Here is a 19316-nt window from a genome sequence, read left to right on the forward strand (position 1 = left end):
CGCACGTCAATCCTCATTGCGCATCCAGCTGCTGCGCGATCATGCGCAGCACCTCGCGCCTCACCACATGACGCGTCCCCTCGGGGCGCGTCGACGAGGCTGCAATCAATCGCCCTAGCCGCGCGAGCGCAGCCTGCGGCGACAACGTGCCCGAAAGCGCCCAGTGGCCTGAGCGTCTTTTCAGCAACTCATCCGGGCTGCCCGTAAACAGAACCATTTCGTTGCGGCCCGCGGCATACGATGCCAGAACGGCCTGATTCGCCTGGATACTGTGCCAGCAAAACGCATCGTTCGCGCGGCGCGTGGGCTGGACCAGATGCACGACGATGTCGGCATCCGTCTCACGCCTGAGGCGCGAAATCTTCCACGCAATTGAGCCGTCCAGATCGGGCAACTCGCCGATCCAGGACCGAACTTCCGTTTCATCGAATCCCCAAAGCCGCAACGCGATGCGAAGCGTATGCGCGTTGTCACGCGTATCGCGCCGCGCGATTATGATGTTCGTGCGAATCGGGTTCGTCGGCTTGGTCATAGGTATCGGGCACTCCCAGTGATTGCGTGATCGAAATTGTGGGAGATCGTCGGGACAAATGCTGTCCATATTCCCTGTCGAGATCTGTAATCGTGTCGGGACGCGAATTGTCCGGATGGGTTTTTATGTTCCGCACGGGCCTACCAACGTGTCGCTACATCAAACGATCAATGGAGGCATGTTTTGTCCAGACGAGTGCACAGAGTGCCGTCTCGTCGTTCGAGAGCAGTGAAAAAGCAACAGGAGATAAAACGAGAATACATCGACACATGAGTTTCAAGCGCTTTAAAAACACCATTGTTTCCACGTATCGAATCACGACGTCGCGATTCTTTTGCTGATCGTCATCGGCGTAATGTCGTATCGTTTTTTATGGCCGTCTATGCCGTCAACTGAAACTTGGCGGTGCCTATCGTGTTGTCGCCGATACAGGAAAAGCGCTTGCGTATCGGCCTCAAGTGTCAGCGCTCGAGGCCGCGATTGTTGAAGAATCGCTGCGAACTCGCGAGATCGACCGAGACGTGCCCCGTCATTTCCCAACAAACGGCCGACACGCCGGCATATCGCGCCGTCTCAATGTGCAGTCGGCAATGAATGCAGTTACGGACTCGCACATCAGTGAGATCGCAAGATGGAGGGCAACCTCACGACGGTTACGAACCTGAACTGAGTATGCCCGTTAATGCTCACCCCCAGAACAATGCGGCGCTCGCCGCGCAATCGTTTGCTATTGCTTGCATGACAGAAAATCCGGACGGCTTTGGCAATTGCGTCTAATTTGCATCCAATCCTCCCTAGTCCATTCGAAATGATTTTTAAGCGGACCCTAAATATATCGAAGCTTAGACCGATATCACGAAGGTAGAACCAATCTGGCGGGTTTCAAGTCTGTCTTTAAGCCGGGTCAAGGCTTGTGATACAGACGTCGCCTGACAACAAACAATCCAGATATCGGAAATGAGAGAACTTTCAGGGCATGACGACTCCGCAAGCCGGTCGTCGTTTGAATTGCGCACTCCGCGCATCACGTTGGACCAGGACGTGGTGCTCGCTCCCGAAACGCGTCGCATGTTCGAAGAAGCCATCGGCGCGATGCGCTATCACAAGACCATTTACGCCGATTGGGGCTTCGGGGCAGTGGACCCAATGGGCCGCAATATGGTCCTTAACTTCTATGGTCCGCCCGGAACAGGCAAGACGCTCGCCGCCGAAGCACTCGCGGGGACGCTCGGGCGTCAGTATCTGCACATTGGCATCTCCGAACTCGAAAGCAAATACGTCGGAGATACTGCCAGAAACATCACGCTTGCATTCAAGGAAGCAGCCGCCGAGGGAGCCGTGCTGTTCTTCGACGAAGCGGACACGCTGCTTGGCGCACGTCTTTCCTCTGTCACGCAAGGCATCGACAACGAGATCAACGCGATGCGCTCGACGCTTCTCGTCGAACTGGAACGCTTTGACGGGATTGTCGTGTTCGCCACCAACTTTGCGAAGAACTACGACTCTGCGTTTGTGAGCCGTATCCGCTATCACATCGAGTTCAGACTGCCCGACCTCGAAGGTCGCAAGCAGTTGTGGGAGCGCTTTCTCGTGCGAGGCGTCCCGCTTGCCGAAGAGCGGTCGCTTGTGATCGATCGATGTGCTGCCGCATCCGATGGACTGAGTGGCCGTGAGATACGCACCGTTTTGCGCACCGCTTTTCCGCGCGCCATTGTGAGCAAACCAGCAGAGCCGTGCGTGCATTGGGAACACATCGAGACGGCGATCGGCGACGTGCGCGCAGCGCATCGCAATGTCGGAAAACAACGGCAGAAGGCCTACGGCACCGATATTGGAGTCGATGCAGGCATGCAATTGCTCGGCCTTTCTGCGTGAAGCCACCATTTTTTATTGACAGTCACGGGGAGATACAGTGGGATTTTTCGACGGGTTAAAGAGCGCGTGGAGTACTGTTCGTAGTGTCGCTAGCTCGGTCATCGAGACGGCGAAAGACGTTGCTGGCCGTGTAATTGGATGGATGGCGGAGGAAGCGGAACAGTTCGTCGGCGACGTCAAACAGATGTGGCAAACGGTGAAGCCTTTTGTCGAGCATATACGAACAGGCTTGAGAGCCGCAGCGGGCATTGCACCGTTTCCCTGGTTGAAGGGCGCGCTAACCGCGCTAGATGCAGGCTTGGGCGCACTCACCGCGTTCGAAAATTCCCCGATCGCCAAGAAGGTGGAGGAGGCAATCAAGTGGGCAATCGAGCTGGCAAAGCGTTGGCATAAGCCCGTGCGCGGCGAGGTGCAGGCAAGCGGTCAAGAAGCAAGCACGCTTTCCGATGAAGAACTCGTAGTTGCAAAACGCCATCAGCAGACGTTCCGATTCGCCGAACGCGAAGTCGTGTCCGACTCGTTGCGACACGAACTGGGGTTGGCATCGGCGATCAACGACTTTGAAATTGCGTCCATCGATGTGACAAAGGCAATCGATGCGGCGCCCGCCGACTTCGAACACTATCTTCGTCTGCGCGCAACGCAAAAGCTTCTGACAATGGCGGAGAAGAAATTCCGTTCGGCCGGCACAGTGGATGATCTGAGCGCCGACGATCTGTTTCTGGTGCGTATCGCTTCCGATCTGGTCAAGGCGAAACCCGAATTGTCGATAGAGACCGCGTTGCGGCTGGACCGTTTGTTGACGGATCGCTACGGCAAGAAGCTGACGCCGTTCGTCTTCGAGGAACTGATTGCCGCGTGGGCCAAACGTGGTGAAGTACTCGGCCAGCAATGGAACGAAGCGAACCGCACCTATGCAAAGGATAAAATTCTGCTGAAGCGTTTGACGCTTGCCAAGGAAATCCAGGAGGAGCTTTCGGAAGAAGAGACGCTCGAGCTTTCGAAACTCGAGAAGGAAGTGCCCGCGAAAAAGACGGCGCTGGATCAACTGGCCACCCGACAACTCGACACCGAGCGCTATGCCGGCGCAGCCGAAGGCTTCCTGCAATTGCTCGAAAAAACACCTGAACAGATCGAAGCAGAAGATCGCAGCTATCTGATCGATGAAGGCGCGAACGTCGGAAAGATACTGATCGATTGTGCGCAAAACGAGATTCCGTTCGACAAACTGAGCGCCGATAACCAGGCACTCGTCAACGACTACGCGAACATCTTCAAGAACGAATCGAAGCAACGTACTGAAGTCATCCTGAAGGCGGCAGCATGAACCCACGCGAAGTACTGGACTTTCTGCTTCCTCAGGCGAACGATCCGCTCCAGCTGATTTTTCTTTCGATCATCCTGCTGCTGATCTTGTGCACGATGGTCAGCGCGCATATCACGGCCAATCCGAAATCGTGGGAGCACAAGTGGAACCGCGGAACGCCCGACGACAGCAGCGATGACCTCGATATCGAGCATGGCAGCGTCACCGACCTCTGGCAAGCCGTCGCCACGACACCCGAGAAACTGGCCGACATCATGCCGGGCATGCTGCTGGTCATCGGGCTACTGGGCACGTTTCTGGGCTTAGGTCTCGCGCTTAATCACGCGTCCCATATTTTGGGCCAGCCGGACGCGCTGACGGCAAATGGTGCGGCCGATAGCATGCGCGATCTGGTCGGCCTGCTTCAAGGTCTCGGGACCAAGTTCAAGACGTCGACGTGGGGTATTTCCGGGTTTGTGCTGCTCAAGTTCTGGAGCGAGATCACCCGTTTTGCGGAGAAGCGTCTTGCCTGGGTGATCGGCAAGGTCAAGATCGAGCTTGAACAGCGCAAGCAGGAAGAAGCGGTTGCAACTGCAGCAAAGCAAAAGGCGTTGTTCGATGAGATCAAGGGCGCGGCGAACGGCATCGTGAATGGCTTCGCTGAGCAGATCGCGCGCATGGCCGCACACGACGATGAACTGCATCAAGGCACGCAGACCCGTCTAGATGAACATTTTCGTCTGGTTCGTGAAGATCTCGGACAGGTGCAGGCTGCGAGCCGCGAAACTAACGCAGCGATGACGCAATTCACGTCGGGCGTGAAGACGGTCGTCGATGACATGGGCGATGCCGCGGCACGCATGGCGTCAGGCGCCGACAAAGTGGGCCGCGCAGCAGAGCAATTGACCGGTTCAGTGGATGCGTTCAGCGCGCAGTTCAAGGACGTGCTTGACAGCGTGCGCAAGGATCTGGGCACGGCGATCAAGGACATGAGCACTCAGGCGTCGGAGACACTTGGGCGCGGAAGCCAGCAACTGGAGAGCGCGACCAGGGAAATTGCATCTTCGCTCAACGTGCTTTCGAGTGATGTGAAGGAAACGCTGACGGCGGTGAAGGAGTCGATCGATAAATCGCTCAAAATGCAAACAGCGGCTTCCCAGACGTTCACTGTGTCGAGCGACGCATTGAACGAGACCATTGTCGAAATCAAGGAGCAATTCGACAAACTCGGTTCGAATATTTCCAGTGGACTGCAAGCCGTTTCGGGCGCCGGCCAGCATATGCGTTCGATCGGAAAAAGCCTGGGAGACGTTATCGCACCGCTGACCGCGATTTCAATCGAGCAGAAGGCATTGTTCGAACCGCTTGGCTCACTGCCGGCACAACAGCAGGCGATCCTGCGCGTACTTGGGGAAGTGCGCGACAATCTCGCGTCCACGTCCGCAGCGAAAATGGCCGCGAACGATGAAATCGTCCAGCCTGGCTAAGCGCGCGCCATGAAAGAAAAACCTAGCGAATGGATCGCCATTTCCGACCTCATGGCGGGTGTGATGGCCGTGGTGATGCTCATGTTGGTGGTCGCTGTCGTGCAGAAGAGCACGAGCGAGGCGCGTTATCGGGAAGAGTTGGCCAATGCGAAATCGAGCAAAGGCGACCCACTTGCAAAGATGATGCAGTCGCTCAGCGCGAAAGTCGGTACGGGAGACGCTGCCGGGTTGATGGCGCTCGACCGGAATACCAACCGGCTGACGCTGCGAGACGGTGTGTTCGAACGAGGCAGCGCGTGCCTGACGCCCGATGCGCGTGCCGCCGTTGAAGCCGTACAGAGCCAGTTGGCGCACTTCGTGGTCGATAATCCGCACGCACGCATTCTCGTCGAAGGCTACACCGACAATTTGCCGGTCAACCGACCGGTCATCGACTATCAGCGGTTTTGCACCGTCTATGACGACAATTTCACGTTGTCGGCCGCGCGTGCGCGCGAAGCGCGCCGCGCGCTGATCGGAACCATCGATGAAGTGGCCGCGAGGCGCATCGTCGTAGCAGGCTATGGCGAATCGCGCCCGCTACAAGGACTGGACCCCGCCGATCCGAAGAACCGGCGCGTCGAGGTGCAGTTTCTGGTGGATCAATAGACCCACTCCGTAAGTGCCCATGGATGGTTTGCGTAGGGCGTTCCAGTCCTACGCGACATCCAGCGTGAACGGCAACGAAACCCGATCTGGATAAATCGTACTTGACAGGCAATTCCCCAGCCGCAATTACGCGAAATCTTTCCGACCGCGTTCAAACGGCGACTGGTCGAACGATCGCCTGAGCCGGGCGCATCGGTGGCGTTGATCACGCGTAGCAACGATACCAATGCAAACCTGTTGTTCGGATGGCGACGGCTATGCCCGCGCCAGACATCGGGGACGTCGTGACCGTTGGCGGACCGGTGCCGCTCTCGTCAGCTATTTCGACGGCGCATTGAGCGGCGAGCGACCCTTCCGGAATCGACTATGGCGCCGAACTTTGTGACAGGACTGGTTCGTAACGTCAACTAGACGGCGCGTTGTTCTGCGTCCGTTCGATCTGTAGCACAGAATGTCCGGAGGTTTGCTCGCCGTCGTTCTGCCCAAGTGGACTCAATGACAGCCGATCGCGCACGCTATGGTCGATACGGCGCCTATGACACCAACGCCGACTCCCAGCCCAAACGTTTCAAGGGTCGTCGCACATCCTTGGAGAAGGCAAGCAGAAGCAAGCGTGCCTGCAATTAGTACGCGGCGCAAGGTGATGTGCGCCAGGGCGGGACGAAACATGGCGTGTTCCTTCGTTTTTGTCAGCAGCCCGATTGCCGCATTGAAGGCAGTGTATCGGCACCACCCTTGGCATTACCGATCAAGCAGCTACGCAAGTCTGCAAGTCGTTGCAAAATGTTTCCCTGCTCGCAGGAAACATCGACATGAGGTGGCGCACCCGCGATCCTCGCAGTCTTCTCGATTGGGGATTGGGCAACGGATGCCGATTCCGGATGCCTTCTATTCGAATCTCGGAGTCGCACGCGGTGTGTCGCGCGGATATCGATGAATCTACCGTGCAACTGATCGTCCAAAAAACGGAAGCTTGTTTGAAGGTTATCCCCGAGACGTTAGGTTCCGCTAGCGGCGAAAGCGGCAGGTTGGTCCGCCGCAATCGCGAAGAAACAGAGTAGCGATAATGCGGAGCTATCGGTGAGCGGCTTGGCGATATGCAGATTGTCGCCTTGACTCGGAGTTTTGGGGTGCCGCAGATCAAGCGAACCAAACTCTCGCGGGCGGTTGGAAAATGAAAGCATGTTTCATTGGTATTGTAAGCTGGTGCGATACCAAGACTCATGGAAATCCCGTACATCCTGGCGTCATCCGCGAAAGCTTTGGGAAGGGTTTGCATCGCTAAAATCTCCTCCAATCAATTGAGTCGGGCAGTTTTAGTGCCGCCTCGAACTAACGGAGACACTTGATGCAACCTACCTTTCGCGCGTTACGACATGTCGCACTTGTTTCTGGCCTGGTGGTTGCATTGGCGGGGCAGAGCGCGCGTGCTTCGGACGACGCCGGCGACAAGATCACCATCATGGTTGGTGGGATCACAAAAATCATCTATCTGCCGGCACGCCTCACGGAGCAACTCGGATATTTCAAGGAAGAGGGGTTGAATGTCGAACTGCTCTCGCAGCCAGCAGGTGTCGACGCCGAAAACGAACTACTAGCCGGAGCGGTGCAAGGCGTGGTTGGCTTCTATGATCACACGATCGATCTCCAGACAAAAGGTAAGGATGTCAAAGCGATTGTCGTATTCGGGCAGGTTCCTGGCGAGGTAGAGATGGTGTCGTCGAAGGCGGCAGACACCGTCAAATCGATGGCTGACGTCAAGGGAAAAACACTGGGTGTGACCGGTCTCGGATCGTCCACAAGCTTCCTCACACAGTATCTTGCGAGCCAGCACGGCATCGCGTCGAGTGAATACAGCATGTTGCCGGTTGGTGCAGACGCCAGCTTCATTGCAGCTGTCAAGCAGGGCCGCATCGACGCGGGCATGACTACTGAGCCGACTGTCTCCGCGCTTCTGAAGGCGGGCGATGCGAAGGTACTGGTGGACATGCGCACTGTCGACGGAACGCGTGCGGCGCTCGGTGGCACCTATCCGGCGGCAAGCCTCTATGTGCAGAACGCGTGGGCAACGTCGCATAAAGCCCAGAGTGCGAAACTGGCGCACGCGTTCGTACGCACCATGCAGTTCATTCATTCGCATAGTGCCGAAGAGATCGCCGCGAAAATGCCCAGCGACTATCAAAAGGACAAGGTGCTTTATGTGAGTGCACTGAAGGCATCGCTGCCGATGTACACCGCCGACGGCAAGATGCCCACTGACGGTCCCGCGACGGTGCTGAAGGTTCTGTCCAGCTTTAATCCCTCGGTGAAGGGCAAGCATGTCGACTTGTCCAAAACCTATACGAACGAATTCGTCGAGACGAAGTGATGTTGTCGGGGCGTCGTCGCACGGCGCTCTTGCCGCTTCGCCCGATGTTTTTCTCGGTATTGGTGTCGTGCCAGGCACCTGAACAATCGTGAGATGTCTTTGATGAAGCAAGCTCAAACCCGAACCGCTGCGCCGGCCATCGAGTTCCGCTCAGTCTCCTGCCGTTTCATCTCGCCGGACGGCAAGGCCACCATCGCCCTGCGGGATTTCAGCATGGCGGTCGCGCAGGGAGAATTTGTCGCGATCGTCGGCCCGACGGGCTGCGGCAAGTCCACGACGCTCAGCATGATCACCGGTCTGCTCAAGCCGACTGCAGGTGAAGTGCGTGTGATGGGGGCGCCAGTTAGCGGTATCGATCCGCGCATAGGCTTCGTCTTTCAGGCTGATGCCGTGTTTCCGTGGCGGTCAGTGCTCGACAACGTGGCAGCGGGCCCGCTCTACCGTGGTCGCTCAAAGCGCGCCGCCTACGACGAAGCAGGCGACTGGCTTCGCAGGGTAGGGCTCGACAGATTCGGCAAGCACTATCCCCATCAACTGTCCGGCGGAATGCGCAAACGTGTCGCGCTTGCACAGACCTTCATCAACAAGCCGGAAATCCTGTTGATGGATGAACCATTCTCGGCACTCGACATGCAGACACGGACGTTGATGCAGGACGAACTCCTTCAGCTTTGGGGCGGGACGGGCTCGGTGATATTCGTCACGCATGACCTCGAAGAGGCAATTGCGCTCGCCGACCGGGTTTTCGTGCTGACGGCCCGGCCAGCTACGCTCAAGAAGGTCTACGAGATTGATCTCCCGCGTCCGCGCATCACCTCTGAAATCCGCTATGCACCACGGTTCATCGAAATTTCGCGCGACATCTGGCACGACCTGCGCGAGGAGGTTCAAATTGCCTGAAACGCTCGAACTCCGGGAATTGCCCATGACAACCCATGCAACGCTGGACGGCAAGTCGCTCGAGCAGGTGGAGCGGATCGCACAACGCCGCTTGCGGCAGCGCCACGCCCTCGTTATAGGGCTGCGCGTGCTGGTGCTCATCGTAACCCTCGGTGGTTGGGAACTCGCGGGCCGCAACAAATGGATCGATCCGTTTTTCTTTTCGATGCCATCGCTGATCTTTCTGCAGATCGTCGACTGGTTCCAGAATGGAACCTCGCAGGGGCCGCTACTTCTTCAGGTATGGGTCACGCTGGAAGAAACCGTCATGGGTTTCCTGATAGGCGCGGTCGGGGGCGTGGTGTGCGGCGTGCTGCTCGGTCGTAACAAGCTGCTTTCCGATGTCTTCAGCATCTACATCAAGGTTGCCAACTCGATTCCGCGTGTGGTGCTCGGCTCGGTCTTCGTAATCGCGCTCGGTCTCGGCATGGCCTCGAAAGTCGCGCTTGCCGTCGTTATGGTGTTCTTTGTGGTGTTCGGCAATGCTTTTCAGGGCGTGCGCGAGGCGGACCGATACATGATCGCCAACGCGCAGATTCTGGGCGCATCGCGCAGACAGGTGACGACTTCCGTCGTGATTCCTTCGGCGTTGAGCTGGATTCTCGCGAGCCTGCATGTCAGCTTTGGCTTCGCACTGGTTGGCGCCGTGGTCGGCGAGTTTTTGGGCTCGAAACAGGGTATCGGGTTGCTGATCTCCACGGCACAGGGGGCGTTCAACGCGAGCGGCGTGTTTGCGGCAATGATCGTGCTCGCCGTCGTGGCGCTTTCAACGGATTACCTGCTGACGTTACTGGAAAAACGGTTGCTCAAATGGCGTCCCGCCGCGTTTTGAACGGGGCCCGGGCAGTACCCAGGCGGGTTTGGTTTCGAGGTCGATTCACGGCGAAAGCCGTCCGGCGTGTGCCGTCGGGCGGCTTTGTATCTGAGAGAACATCAGATGGTGCATAGTCTGCGTGCGCGTTTGCTATTGTGGCTGCTGGTGCCGCTTGCCGCGTTTGTGCTCGTGACCAGCGCTGTATCATATGACGCCGCGCGCCAGACCGCGGATCTCATGCAGGATCACTCCCTGCTCGATTCGGCGCGTACGATCATTGAAGACGTTGACTGGGATAATGGCGCGATCAGCGCGACGATTCCACCTGCGGCTCTGGAACTCTTTGAATCGCCCTGGCAGGATCATGTCTACTACAAGGTACTGGCCGGCAATGGCCGGCTGCTGGGTGGCGTTCCAGACCTGCCGCTGCCGACAACCAGTGCTGCGGTGCCTGTGTTTTACGACAGCACATATGCGGGTATGCCGGTTCGCGCCGTCGCCTACGAGCGCCTTCTCTATGACTCGGGCCGCGCCGAACGTGTCACGGTGATCGTCGGCAAGACGATTGCGTCCCGCCAGGCCATGATCGAAAGCCTATGGCGGCCTCAACTCATACGGCAATGGCTCATGCTGGCGCTCGTCGTGCTGCTTGTGCCGCTCGGGCTCACCCTTGAGTTGCGGCCACTCGTGAAGCTCAAGGACGACGTGGCTGACCGCGAGCCGGCCCAACTGGAGCCGATTCGCCCGGATCATTTGCCGTCGGAGCTTAGACCGATTGTCGACGCGATCAACCAGTGCATCGCGCGGCTCAAGGTTCACGTCGCAACGCAACGCCAATTCATCGCTGATGCGGCGCATCAGTTGCGCACGCCACTCGCGCTGCTGACGGCGCAGACGCAGTTCGCGAGCCAGTGCGACGCGCGTGATCCGGCACTCTTCGACGCGCTGAAAGGCGTGCGCCGCAACAGCCAGAAGATGGCGGAGTTGACGAATCAACTGCTTTTGCTTGCGCAGGCGGAATCGATGACCCAGTCGTCTCAGGTTCAGACCCGGGTCGACCTCACAGAAGTCGTCTCTTCTGTGCTCGAGGAAATGGTCCAGGCCGCGGAACGGCGAAACATCGATCTCGGTGCAGAACTCGCCAACGAGATGTATGTGGCCGGCAATACGGGGCTGCTTGCCTCGCTGGTATCGAATCTGATCGACAACGCCATACGCTATACGCAGACCGGCGGCCGTGTAACGGCTGTTTGCCGCTGCGAGGGAGGGCAGATCGTGTTGCAGGTCGTGGACAATGGCCCGGGTATCCCGGCCGAGGTGCGTGCACACGTGTTCGAGCGGTTCTATCGGGTCGCGACAGATACGGAGGGTACGGGTCTTGGTCTCGCCATCGTGCACCAGGTTGCGCGCTCGCACGGCGGATCAGTAAGCGTTGCTGCAGGGGGCGAACGCGTGGGGCTTGTCGCAACGGTACGGCTGCCTGTTTGGCAGGTTAAGGAGGGACCATGAAGCTGCTGCTGGTGGAGGACAATTCCGAACTTGCGCACTGGATCGTCAACCTGTTGCGCGCGGAGAATTTTGTAGTGGACTGTGTGATCGATGGGGAATCCGCAGATTCCGTGCTGCTCACCCAGATCTACGATCTTGTGCTCCTCGATATGCGCTTGCCGAGCCTTAGCGGCAAAGACGTACTCAACCGTTTGCGGCGTAGGCGCAATAATGTGCCCGTGCTCATGTTGACCGCGCACGGCTCGATCGACGACAAGGTAGCCTGCTTTGCTGCTGGCGCCGACGACTATGTGGTCAAGCCGTTCGACAGTCGCGAACTCGTCGCGCGCATCAAGGCGCTGATACGCCGTCAGTCAGGCGAGAAGTCGGGCTGCTTGACGTGCGGCGATTTGCATTATGTTTCCGACACGCGGGAGTTCCGTCATAACGATGCACCGCTAAATCTGCGTCGACGCGAGCATTCGATTCTCGAGGCGCTCATGCTGCGGCAGGGGAAGGCCGTCCCCAAGCACGTGCTGCTCGAGGGTATGTGCAGCCTGAGCGATGAAACGAGCGTGGACGCAATCGATATCTATATCCACCGGTTACGCAAGCATCTGGTGGAATCAAGTGTACAGATCACGACACTCCGCGGCCTCGGTTACATCCTGCGCGAGAAGGAACCGATCCTCGCGTGACCCAGGTCAGTATTTTTTTGGATATTAGTGCAAGCACTTAGGAATACAGATTTGATGTGAAAGAATCGTGAAGGAATCACCTCTCTAATATTCGTCTCATCCGCTGAATTGCAAAGTCTGGCCCGAAGAAAGACTGACTGCAGCGGATCCATGAAAACTTCAACGCAGTATTCCCTGGAGACGATCTTGAAGAGAAGGCACCTTGTATTCACCGTGGCGGCTGGCGCATTGGCGACAAGCGGCGCACACGCCCAGTCGAGCGTTCAGCTCTATGGTCTCCTGGATCTGAGCGTACCTACGTATCAGTCTCACGCGGATGCCAACGGCAATCACGTGGTTGGCATGGGCATTGACGGCGAGCCGTGGTTCAGCGGCAGCCGCTGGGGCGTGAAGGGTGCGGAAGACATCGGCGGCGGCACCAAGGTGATCTTCCGGCTCGAGAGCGAATATCGCGTGAGCGACGGCCAGATGGAAGATCCTGGCCAGATCTTCGACCGCGACGCCTGGGTGGGCGTCGAAGACGAACGCTTCGGTAAGCTCACCGCGGGCTTCCAGAACACGATCGCGCGTGATGCGTCGGCCATTTATGGCGACCCGTATGGCAATGCGAAGTTGACGACCGAAGAAGGTGGGTGGACCAACGCGAACAACTTCAAGCAGATGATCTTCTACGCTGCGAGCGCGACGGGCACTCGTTACAACAACGGCCTTGCATGGAAGAAGGTGTTCGATAACGGAATTTACGCTGCTGCGGGCTACGCGTTCGGCAATTCCACAAGTTTTGGCAGCAACGCGAATTACCAGTTCGCGCTGGGCTATAACGCCCCGACCTGGACGGCTTCGACGTTCTATAACCACGTGAACCGCGCCGGCAACACGAACCAGGCATTCTCCGTGGGCGGCAACTATTCGATCGGGATTTTGCGAGCCAACGCGGGCTATTTCCGCTACTGGGGTAACCAGGGGGCGCTTGGGCAGCGTCAGGACAACGCGTGGACGGTCTCGTTCAAGCTCGCGCCGAAGGGCGCGCTGGACTACGAGCTCGGCTATCAGCAGATGCGCACGCACAACGCCGCCTACAATGCTGACGGCGACATTCCGAATGCCAACCTCGGCGCGTTCGATCCCACCAGTGGCTTGCACAACGGCTTTAAGGAAACGCTTTACGGCTCGATCTTCTATCATCTGTCGAAGCGCACCGAAGTGTACCTTGCGGGCGACTACATGAAGCTACACGGCGGCTACACGGTGGGCACGACCTTTGGCGCAACCAATCAGGTCGAACTGACGACGGGCGTTCGCACCCGCTTCTGATCGCATTCGTCGTGTATTGCCGCGGACGCTCTTGGCGGAAACGCCGTTCCGCCAAGAGCGCCGGGGGCGAGCGATGGGCTCGCTGGTTCTTGAGGTACGAGAATTCGTGTTCCTCGCACGACCTTGGCCCGTTCTCGGATCAATACTCCGTCAGCCCTCATTTATGCAAACCACGGTCGGCGCTGTGTATGCGGACGGATAGGGCGACGTAGGACCGCTCACCAGACGCAGCCGCTGCGTGGCGAGGACATCTGCTTCGACCTGCTCGCGATGCGTCAGTATCGGTGGTTCGCCTGCCGGCGCTTCGTTCACGCTGCAAAGTAGGTGCTTTCCGTTGGACAATTGGACGGGCGTCTCGTAGGCCGAACCCGGCGGTGCGGCGAGACCGTAGGTACTCCACAGGGCGGCGGCGCAACCTAACGCAAATCCCAGCTGATGGATCTTCATGGCTCTCTCCTCGATTGAGGTAGCTTATCTTCAATCAATGAAGGCTTCTTAGCCAGCGCTAATCCGGCAAGTTACTCTTGCGTTCTGCTCTGTCCCCGTGCTGGAGATCAGATCTTGTTGCAGACGAACAGAGCCGTAAGTGCACACCGGATAGCGAATTGATCGCTGAGATCCAGCTATCGTTCCCATGTCAGGCGAGATCTCGAACGCGTGCATGATCTGCGGGCCGAGCGGCATCATCACCATGAAGTCCATGATGATGGTGAATTGCGTGAGCGCGAGCAGCCACAACAGGCGCCGCTCGTGCCGTTCGTTCAATGAGAGCATCCAGTCGCTCCGGGTTGAATGAGGGGCATCAGTCGTCGAGATTTTCGTGGACGGCCTGTTCGCCCTGTTTCCAGTACGCCGACGCGCGAATCCGCGATTTGTCGATGCCTCGCTCGTTGACGAGGTGCTGACGCACCGCGCGCATCGTCGCCGCTTCGCCCGCCGCCCATACGTAGCCTTCGCCGTCGGGCACGAAGGTTTCGCGCACCGCCTTCAGCAGCTCGCTGCCGCGATACGCGCCTTCGTTGCGATAGCGCCATTCGATGTACAGATCGGCCTGTGTGTCGAACTCGATACGCGCCGACGGATCGGCCACTTCGATCAGCGCCGCGACGCGCGCGCCTTGCGGCAATTCCGCGAGACGCCGGCCGATAGCGGGCAGCGCGGTATCGTCGCCGATCAGCAGATGCCAGTCGAAGCCCGTCGGCACGACGAACGAGCCGCGCGGCCCGCCGACGCCGAGGTATTGCCCGGCCTTCGCCTGCGCCGCCCATGCGGCGGCAGGACCGGCTTCGTGCATCGCGAACTCCAGATCGAGTTCGCGCGCGTCGCGATCATAACGCTTCGGCGTGAAATCGCGTGCGACAGGACGCGGGCGATCAGTCGGGAACACGGGACCATCGGGGCCCGCTGTCGGCACTGTCGGCTTGTCTTCACCGGGCGCCGGGAAAAACACCTTCACGTGATCGTCGAACGAGGCGGACACGAAATCGTGCAGATCGTCGCCCGTCAGCGTCACGCGGATCAGATGCGGCGTGACGGCTTCAACACGCGTCACCTGCAACAGACGGAATTTCAGCGGATGACGCACACGCGTCACGGTCAGATCGGGTCGGGTTGCTGCTTGCATAGATTGTTCTCTCCAGATGTTCGGTTGGCGCGCTCAGGCTGTTTCGCCTGGCGTGTTGCCGCCCGTCTCGCGCGGCTTGCTTTCGATTTCGGCGGTGGCGCGCGCGAGGATCGCCGCGATGCGCCGCTGCTCTTCCGGCGATGCGTTGTCGCGCAGCAGCAGCGCATGTTTCAGCGCGCGGCGCGCCTGCACGAATTCGGGCAGCCAGCCGCCGTATTCGGCCGCGTTGTCGTCGCCGGCCTCGCCCGTTTCGCCTGCGAACGCGCGGCGCACCGAGTCCATTTTTCGCGCGATGTGCGAGAGTTTCGCCAGCATCAGGTCGGCGCGCTCACGGTTGCCGGCGAGGTATTCGCGGCCCGCGTCGGCAAGCGAATAGCGCTTGCGGTTGCCTTCCAGTTGCACGGTCACATAGCCGAGTTCCTCCAGATACGTGAGGGCCGGGTAGACCATGCCGGGACTCGGCGTGTAGAAGCCGTTCGAACGCGCTTCGAGCGCCTTGATCAACTCGTAACCGTGGCGCGGCTGTTCGTCGATCAGCGCCAGCAGCAGCAGTTGCAGATCGTCGGACGTGAATTTGCGGCCGCGTGGGAAACCGTCGCCTTCACCGCCGAAGCCGCCGCCTCCGAACGGGCCGCCGGCACCGCCGCCGAACGGTCCGCCATGCCGGCCGCCGCGCTGATGGCGGCCGACTGCGTGCCAGAACAGCTGGAAGCGCTCATGGAAGCCGAAGAACGAGGGATCGCGAGCAAAGGCGGCGTCGCGGGCGAAATCACGGGAAAAGCGGGGGTGGTGATGGCGCATGTGGCATCTCCGAGTGTCTTAAGATGTATCGTAAGATATATATCTAAAGATAATTCGTCAAGAAGGATTTTTGTTTTTTATCGGGGGCAGAACGGGCGCTGCGGGTGGATTTCCGCCGGCAAGTTCGAGCAAATCCGAAAGCGTGTGGACGGTCTTCCGTTCGCGGTCGTTGAGAGCGTATGCGGCGTCGAACGGGGGCACGGGAGTGTGCGGGGGAGCGCTGGGGATCGTCACGCCAATAATCGGATTTGTGACTACGCAATGCTGATGAGGGAACGAGACAAGGAGTGCGCAGGGCACCGCACGCACGTAGGCAGCGGAGCACGGAGTGAGTCTCCGCGCAAATGGCCGCCACGCGGGGAGGGGGCGGGCCAGTGCGCAGTGGGCACAGGAAGGCGTTGAAGGTGGTCGGGTCCTGCCGGTCCGACTGCGCTCGCGCCCGGAGACGGAACTGAAGCCTGGTGGCCATTGCGGTCATTCAAGGGCCAGCAACTGACTAGCTGCTATCCGCGCTCTTACAGGCACTCACCTGGCCATCATTGGTGCGACGAAAATGTTCCGCCGCGAAACTGTTCGAGGCTGACTCTCGCCTGATCGAAGGCCAGATGCGTGACATAGCCGGTTGCCATCTGCGGTGAGTCGCTTGCATCGATACTGTCCGGTCTGAGCAGCAGTTGCGCATCGCTCTCCAGTCCGGCAATCCTCCCGGCGTATGCGTAGACGCCGCTTACACAAAGGCCTAGTCGAACGACACTGAGGCGGCCGGTCTCGATCGCTTCTTTCAAGCCGTCCATGCAACTCGTTGGCACATTGAGCGATGCCCACCACAAAGCGGGTTCGTGCAATTCCTTGTCGCTGCGGTTGAATCCGAGTCTGGCGGTACCTAGTGGAATATCGGAGAAGGCCATGCCGAGCGTTTCCTGCAAGCTGCGAAGCCCATCGTGGTCTGTGCTGCTGATCTGGCGGCTCGTAAAGGTGACATGCACCGTGGGGGTGGCGAGCCAGGGCTCACCAATGATCGACAACTCGCCGTCGTCCAGAGATGCCATGCCGCAGATCGAGGTTGATAGGACCGCACTGGCCGACCCGGCGATGGGCTCCAGTTGGCGCACGACCCGGAGATCCTGCAGGTGAAGCCAGATCGATCCCTTCAGCTTGAACGTTGAGATGCTTCCATCGTCCCTCAACCATTCAAGCGCATTCCGGCCGGCGTCCCGGATGATTACGCTGCGAGGCAGGTCGGTATCGCTGGTCGCCGATCCGGGTGGCCTTTCAGTTTCAGTGTGTTTGTCACCAGACCGTGAGGTGGCCGGCAATCGCTGTCCAACGTATCCGGCTGCCGTCACGTTGTCGAGAATATCCTGACGCATGCGGACGACGGCGCGTTGTTCACCTGACGGGTATCTCGCGTCGGTCCCTGTTCGCGTCGATTCGTGCGATAACGGCGAAAGTTCCGGCGGGCTTCGAAGCTCGCGACACGGGCTCGACGGGTCGACAAAACTGCCCCACGCCGGCATCAGACGAGTCAAGAGATTGCTGTAGGGCACGAGCAGCGGCATGAACGTCATTGCCACGAGAACGTTGAACAGCGTATGAAAGTCGGCCACGACCCGTCCGTTGTCCGGCTCGATCACGACTATCAGGCGGCCAATCGGCACCAGTGCTGCTAGCGCCACGCCGACGCCCATCAACAGCATCAGCAGGATCCCGGCGGGGACACGTCGCGATGACGGTTCGCCGGGCGCCGCGCGGTCAAGCACCGGCCGGGCGGCCGTACCGAGATTCGCGCCTAGAACAAGAGCGAAAGCCGTATCGGGCGGTACTACGTTCTTCGCGCAAAGGGATGCGATCAGCAGCACTGCTGCCACGTTCGACTCTGCCGCCCAACTTAAGCTCGCGGCCAGCAGCATGTCGACCACCGGCATCGTGGACGCGGCGCCCAACACCATGCGAAGGCTGGGCGCGTCTTCGTAATCCGTCATCAGATCCAGCAGCGCATGCAGCCCGAGCAACATGAGCCCGAGTCCGATGAATGCGCGCCCCAGATCATGGGCGCGCGTGTTCGAAGCCTTGCGAAACATCAACACGCCAGCAAGGATGAGTGCGGGAGAGACAGCTGGCTGATCGACAACCAGCAGTATCTGCACGACAAGCGTCGCCCCTATATTCGCGCCGAGTACAGCCGCGAGTGGAGGTGCAAGGTCGGCCGGGCGCGTGATGGCCACACGCTCGGTCATCCATCCCATCACCGTGCTGCTCTGCTGGATGGTGGACACACCCAGCCCACCCAGAAAGGCATGTCCACGGTCGCGCAGCGCACGCAGAAGAAACGGCTCGAAGACCGGACTGAACGTCCGGTTCATGCCATTCTGGAACATCTGCATACCCAATAGCAGCAGCGCGACGGAGCCGGCGAGGTCGATAAGGGTAAAGGTTTGCAGTGGCATGGCGACCCGTGCTGTTTCCGCAATAGTCCTTGCCGCTCCCATCTGATACGCCGACCTCCTGAGTGTGGGCTGAAGGCGAATCAGGGCTGAACAACCGACAACGCGTAACTGAACCGAATTTTCCACGACATTGCATGGGCCATACGTGCGCTAACGAACAGCGCAATCAGTTGTTTGAGCCAGCAGGCGAAATAGACGGGGCAGGTTGTCGTGATCGAGGCTACCGCGCTGAAAGTGCCAACTCCTGCGTAGCAGGTATGTTCCTGGATCGATCGCGGGGTTCCGTACAAAGCGGAAGGTTGGCCGATGGCAGGCACTGTCGAGTACGGCGACGGTACGGCCGCTCAAAACGTGTCAATCCGCTCCAGCAAACGGTGCAGCCGCTGCTGCTGCTTAGGGGCGAGCCCGGTTGTCGCGGATGCCTGGAGCACCCGCTCGCGCCAGTATGCCCGCGAAAACAGTGATCTCGCGCCATCGGCATCCAGCACAGTTTCCAGATGAGCAATTGCCGCATCGATATCGCGGAAGGTGTAGGGACTACGGTAGCCTGCCTTGGTATTGCCGGAAGCCATGACTTCGTACGAAAGAGGTTGATAAATATAAGTAGTACGTATTAACGCTGCGTTTTGAATCTCCCGCGAGGCCGCAAAATAATACGATCGACCGTAAGGGAATATCTTCAGACAACGGTTTCCGCGGCGACGAAGTTCAATAACGTCCGTGAGCAGGAAGCCGAAACATCTGTTGAATGTTGCGACGCAGCAGGCTATCGATTGTAAGGAACGGTGTGTGATTGTCAAACCGTTTAGCGCCTGGCGATCAGACTGGAAAGGAGAGGGCGTTAGCCATAATGCCGTTCAGTTAAGGTCTCTTTTGAGGACTCGAACGGTATAACGAAACGGTCTGGACTTGACGGCCCGAGCGCAAGAGCGCCCGGGCCGTTTTTCGTTGATAAGTTGCTTGAGCCGCTCACGC

17 protein-coding genes and 1 pseudogene are annotated in these 19316 nt (G+C 58.9%); 11 read left to right on the forward strand and 7 right to left on the reverse strand.

Annotated elements, in window-relative coordinates:
• Positions 1 to 13: 13 nt before the first annotated feature.
• Positions 14 to 532, reverse strand: coding sequence for a hypothetical protein (locus tag G3N95_RS31345; RefSeq protein WP_205973973.1), 519 nt, complete (start codon positions 530 to 532; stop codon positions 14 to 16).
• 957 nt (positions 533 to 1489) lie between these two features.
• Here G3N95_RS31345 and G3N95_RS31350 point away from each other — a divergent pair.
• From G3N95_RS31350 to G3N95_RS31400, 11 genes are all read left to right on the forward strand, one after another.
• Positions 1490 to 2407 (forward strand): AAA family ATPase, encoded by a 918-nt coding sequence (locus G3N95_RS31350; RefSeq protein WP_205973974.1) that lies wholly within the window; start codon positions 1490 to 1492, stop codon positions 2405 to 2407.
• Between the two features lie 37 nt (positions 2408 to 2444).
• Positions 2445 to 3734 carry a hypothetical protein gene (locus tag G3N95_RS31355; protein WP_205973975.1) on the forward strand — a complete coding sequence of 430 codons (1290 nt, stop codon included), beginning with the start codon at positions 2445 to 2447 and terminating at the stop codon, positions 3732 to 3734.
• A 254-nt stretch (positions 3735 to 3988) separates the two neighbouring features.
• Entirely contained in the window at positions 3989 to 5200 is a 1212-nt protein-coding gene (locus G3N95_RS31360; protein ID WP_205973976.1) for a hypothetical protein, read from the forward strand.
• A 9-nt stretch (positions 5201 to 5209) separates the two neighbouring features.
• Entirely contained in the window at positions 5210 to 5848 is a 639-nt protein-coding gene (locus G3N95_RS31365; RefSeq protein ID WP_205973977.1) for an OmpA family protein, read from the forward strand.
• Between the two features lie 195 nt (positions 5849 to 6043).
• Entirely contained in the window at positions 6044 to 6136 is a 93-nt protein-coding gene (locus G3N95_RS40720) for a hypothetical protein (RefSeq protein WP_346778426.1), read from the forward strand.
• 1060 nt (positions 6137 to 7196) lie between these two features.
• Positions 7197 to 8216, forward strand: a complete 1020-nt coding sequence (locus G3N95_RS31375) for an ABC transporter substrate-binding protein (protein WP_205973978.1) — start codon at positions 7197 to 7199, stop codon at positions 8214 to 8216.
• A gap of 102 nt (positions 8217 to 8318) precedes the next feature.
• Positions 8319 to 9116 carry an ABC transporter ATP-binding protein gene (locus G3N95_RS31380; protein ID WP_205973979.1) on the forward strand — a complete coding sequence of 266 codons (798 nt, stop codon included), beginning with the start codon at positions 8319 to 8321 and terminating at the stop codon, positions 9114 to 9116.
• A 25-nt stretch (positions 9117 to 9141) separates the two neighbouring features.
• The gene (locus G3N95_RS31385; protein WP_205973980.1) at positions 9142 to 9987 is read left to right on the forward strand and encodes an ABC transporter permease; all 846 of its coding nucleotides are present in this window, start codon (positions 9142 to 9144) and stop codon (positions 9985 to 9987) included.
• Between the two features lie 105 nt (positions 9988 to 10092).
• On the forward strand, positions 10093 to 11478 hold the full coding sequence (locus G3N95_RS31390; protein WP_205973981.1) for a sensor histidine kinase: 1386 nt from the start codon (positions 10093 to 10095) through the stop codon (positions 11476 to 11478).
• Entirely contained in the window at positions 11475 to 12155 is a 681-nt protein-coding gene (locus G3N95_RS31395; RefSeq protein ID WP_205973982.1) for a response regulator, read from the forward strand. The genes G3N95_RS31390 and G3N95_RS31395 overlap by 4 nt, the downstream gene beginning before the upstream one ends.
• A gap of 150 nt (positions 12156 to 12305) precedes the next feature.
• Positions 12306 to 13469, forward strand: a complete 1164-nt coding sequence (locus tag G3N95_RS31400; RefSeq protein ID WP_205973983.1) for a porin — start codon at positions 12306 to 12308, stop codon at positions 13467 to 13469.
• Between the two features lie 150 nt (positions 13470 to 13619).
• Here the strand turns inward: G3N95_RS31400 and G3N95_RS31405 are convergent, their stop codons facing one another.
• The 6 genes and pseudogenes from G3N95_RS31405 to G3N95_RS41070 all read right to left on the reverse strand — a co-directional run bounded on the left by G3N95_RS31405 (position 13620) and on the right by G3N95_RS41070 (position 19141).
• Positions 13620 to 13916 (reverse strand): hypothetical protein, encoded by a 297-nt coding sequence (locus tag G3N95_RS31405; RefSeq protein WP_205973991.1) that lies wholly within the window; start codon positions 13914 to 13916, stop codon positions 13620 to 13622.
• A gap of 192 nt (positions 13917 to 14108) precedes the next feature.
• Positions 14109 to 14243 (reverse strand): annotated as a pseudogene (locus G3N95_RS31410) (MFS transporter); the annotation flags it as partial.
• A 28-nt stretch (positions 14244 to 14271) separates the two neighbouring features.
• Positions 14272 to 15093 carry a siderophore-interacting protein gene (locus G3N95_RS31415; RefSeq protein ID WP_205973984.1) on the reverse strand — a complete coding sequence of 274 codons (822 nt, stop codon included), beginning with the start codon at positions 15091 to 15093 and terminating at the stop codon, positions 14272 to 14274.
• Between the two features lie 33 nt (positions 15094 to 15126).
• A complete protein-coding gene (locus G3N95_RS31420; protein ID WP_205973985.1) occupies positions 15127 to 15894 on the reverse strand; it encodes a PadR family transcriptional regulator in 768 nt (255 codons plus the stop codon).
• A 536-nt stretch (positions 15895 to 16430) separates the two neighbouring features.
• A complete protein-coding gene (locus G3N95_RS31425; RefSeq protein WP_205973986.1) occupies positions 16431 to 18341 on the reverse strand; it encodes a Na/Pi symporter in 1911 nt (636 codons plus the stop codon).
• A 344-nt stretch (positions 18342 to 18685) separates the two neighbouring features.
• The gene (locus G3N95_RS41070) at positions 18686 to 19141 is read right to left on the reverse strand and encodes a hypothetical protein (RefSeq protein ID WP_346778427.1); all 456 of its coding nucleotides are present in this window, start codon (positions 19139 to 19141) and stop codon (positions 18686 to 18688) included.
• Positions 19142 to 19316: the final 175 nt, after the last annotated feature.

The sequence above is a fragment of the Paraburkholderia sp. Tr-20389 genome, assembly GCF_017104565.1.
GTDB lineage: Bacteria > Pseudomonadota > Gammaproteobacteria > Burkholderiales > Burkholderiaceae > Paraburkholderia.

What these genes read in the sequence shown, in the direction of transcription:
- G3N95_RS31415 (WP_205973984.1), bottom strand. Translation starts at nt 15,093, where the DNA reads ATGCAAGCAGCAACCCGACCCGATCTGACCGTGACGCGTGTGCGTCAT.
- G3N95_RS31345 (WP_205973973.1), bottom strand. Translation starts at nt 532, where the DNA reads ATGACCAAGCCGACGAACCCGATTCGCACGAACATCATAATCGCGCGG.
- G3N95_RS31390 (WP_205973981.1), top strand. Translation starts at nt 10,093, where the DNA reads ATGGTGCATAGTCTGCGTGCGCGTTTGCTATTGTGGCTGCTGGTGCCG.
- G3N95_RS31420 (WP_205973985.1), bottom strand. Translation starts at nt 15,894, where the DNA reads ATGCGCCATCACCACCCCCGCTTTTCCCGTGATTTCGCCCGCGACGCC.
- G3N95_RS31380 (WP_205973979.1), top strand. Translation starts at nt 8,319, where the DNA reads ATGAAGCAAGCTCAAACCCGAACCGCTGCGCCGGCCATCGAGTTCCGC.
- G3N95_RS31400 (WP_205973983.1), top strand. Translation starts at nt 12,306, where the DNA reads ATGAAAACTTCAACGCAGTATTCCCTGGAGACGATCTTGAAGAGAAGG.
- G3N95_RS31375 (WP_205973978.1), top strand. Translation starts at nt 7,197, where the DNA reads ATGCAACCTACCTTTCGCGCGTTACGACATGTCGCACTTGTTTCTGGC.
- G3N95_RS31405 (WP_205973991.1), bottom strand. Translation starts at nt 13,916, where the DNA reads ATGAAGATCCATCAGCTGGGATTTGCGTTAGGTTGCGCCGCCGCCCTG.
- G3N95_RS31385 (WP_205973980.1), top strand. Translation starts at nt 9,142, where the DNA reads ATGACAACCCATGCAACGCTGGACGGCAAGTCGCTCGAGCAGGTGGAG.
- G3N95_RS31350 (WP_205973974.1), top strand. Translation starts at nt 1,490, where the DNA reads ATGAGAGAACTTTCAGGGCATGACGACTCCGCAAGCCGGTCGTCGTTT.
- G3N95_RS31365 (WP_205973977.1), top strand. Translation starts at nt 5,210, where the DNA reads ATGAAAGAAAAACCTAGCGAATGGATCGCCATTTCCGACCTCATGGCG.
- G3N95_RS31425 (WP_205973986.1), bottom strand. Translation starts at nt 18,341, where the DNA reads ATGCCACTGCAAACCTTTACCCTTATCGACCTCGCCGGCTCCGTCGCG.
- G3N95_RS31360 (WP_205973976.1), top strand. Translation starts at nt 3,989, where the DNA reads ATGCCGGGCATGCTGCTGGTCATCGGGCTACTGGGCACGTTTCTGGGC.
- G3N95_RS31395 (WP_205973982.1), top strand. Translation starts at nt 11,475, where the DNA reads ATGAAGCTGCTGCTGGTGGAGGACAATTCCGAACTTGCGCACTGGATC.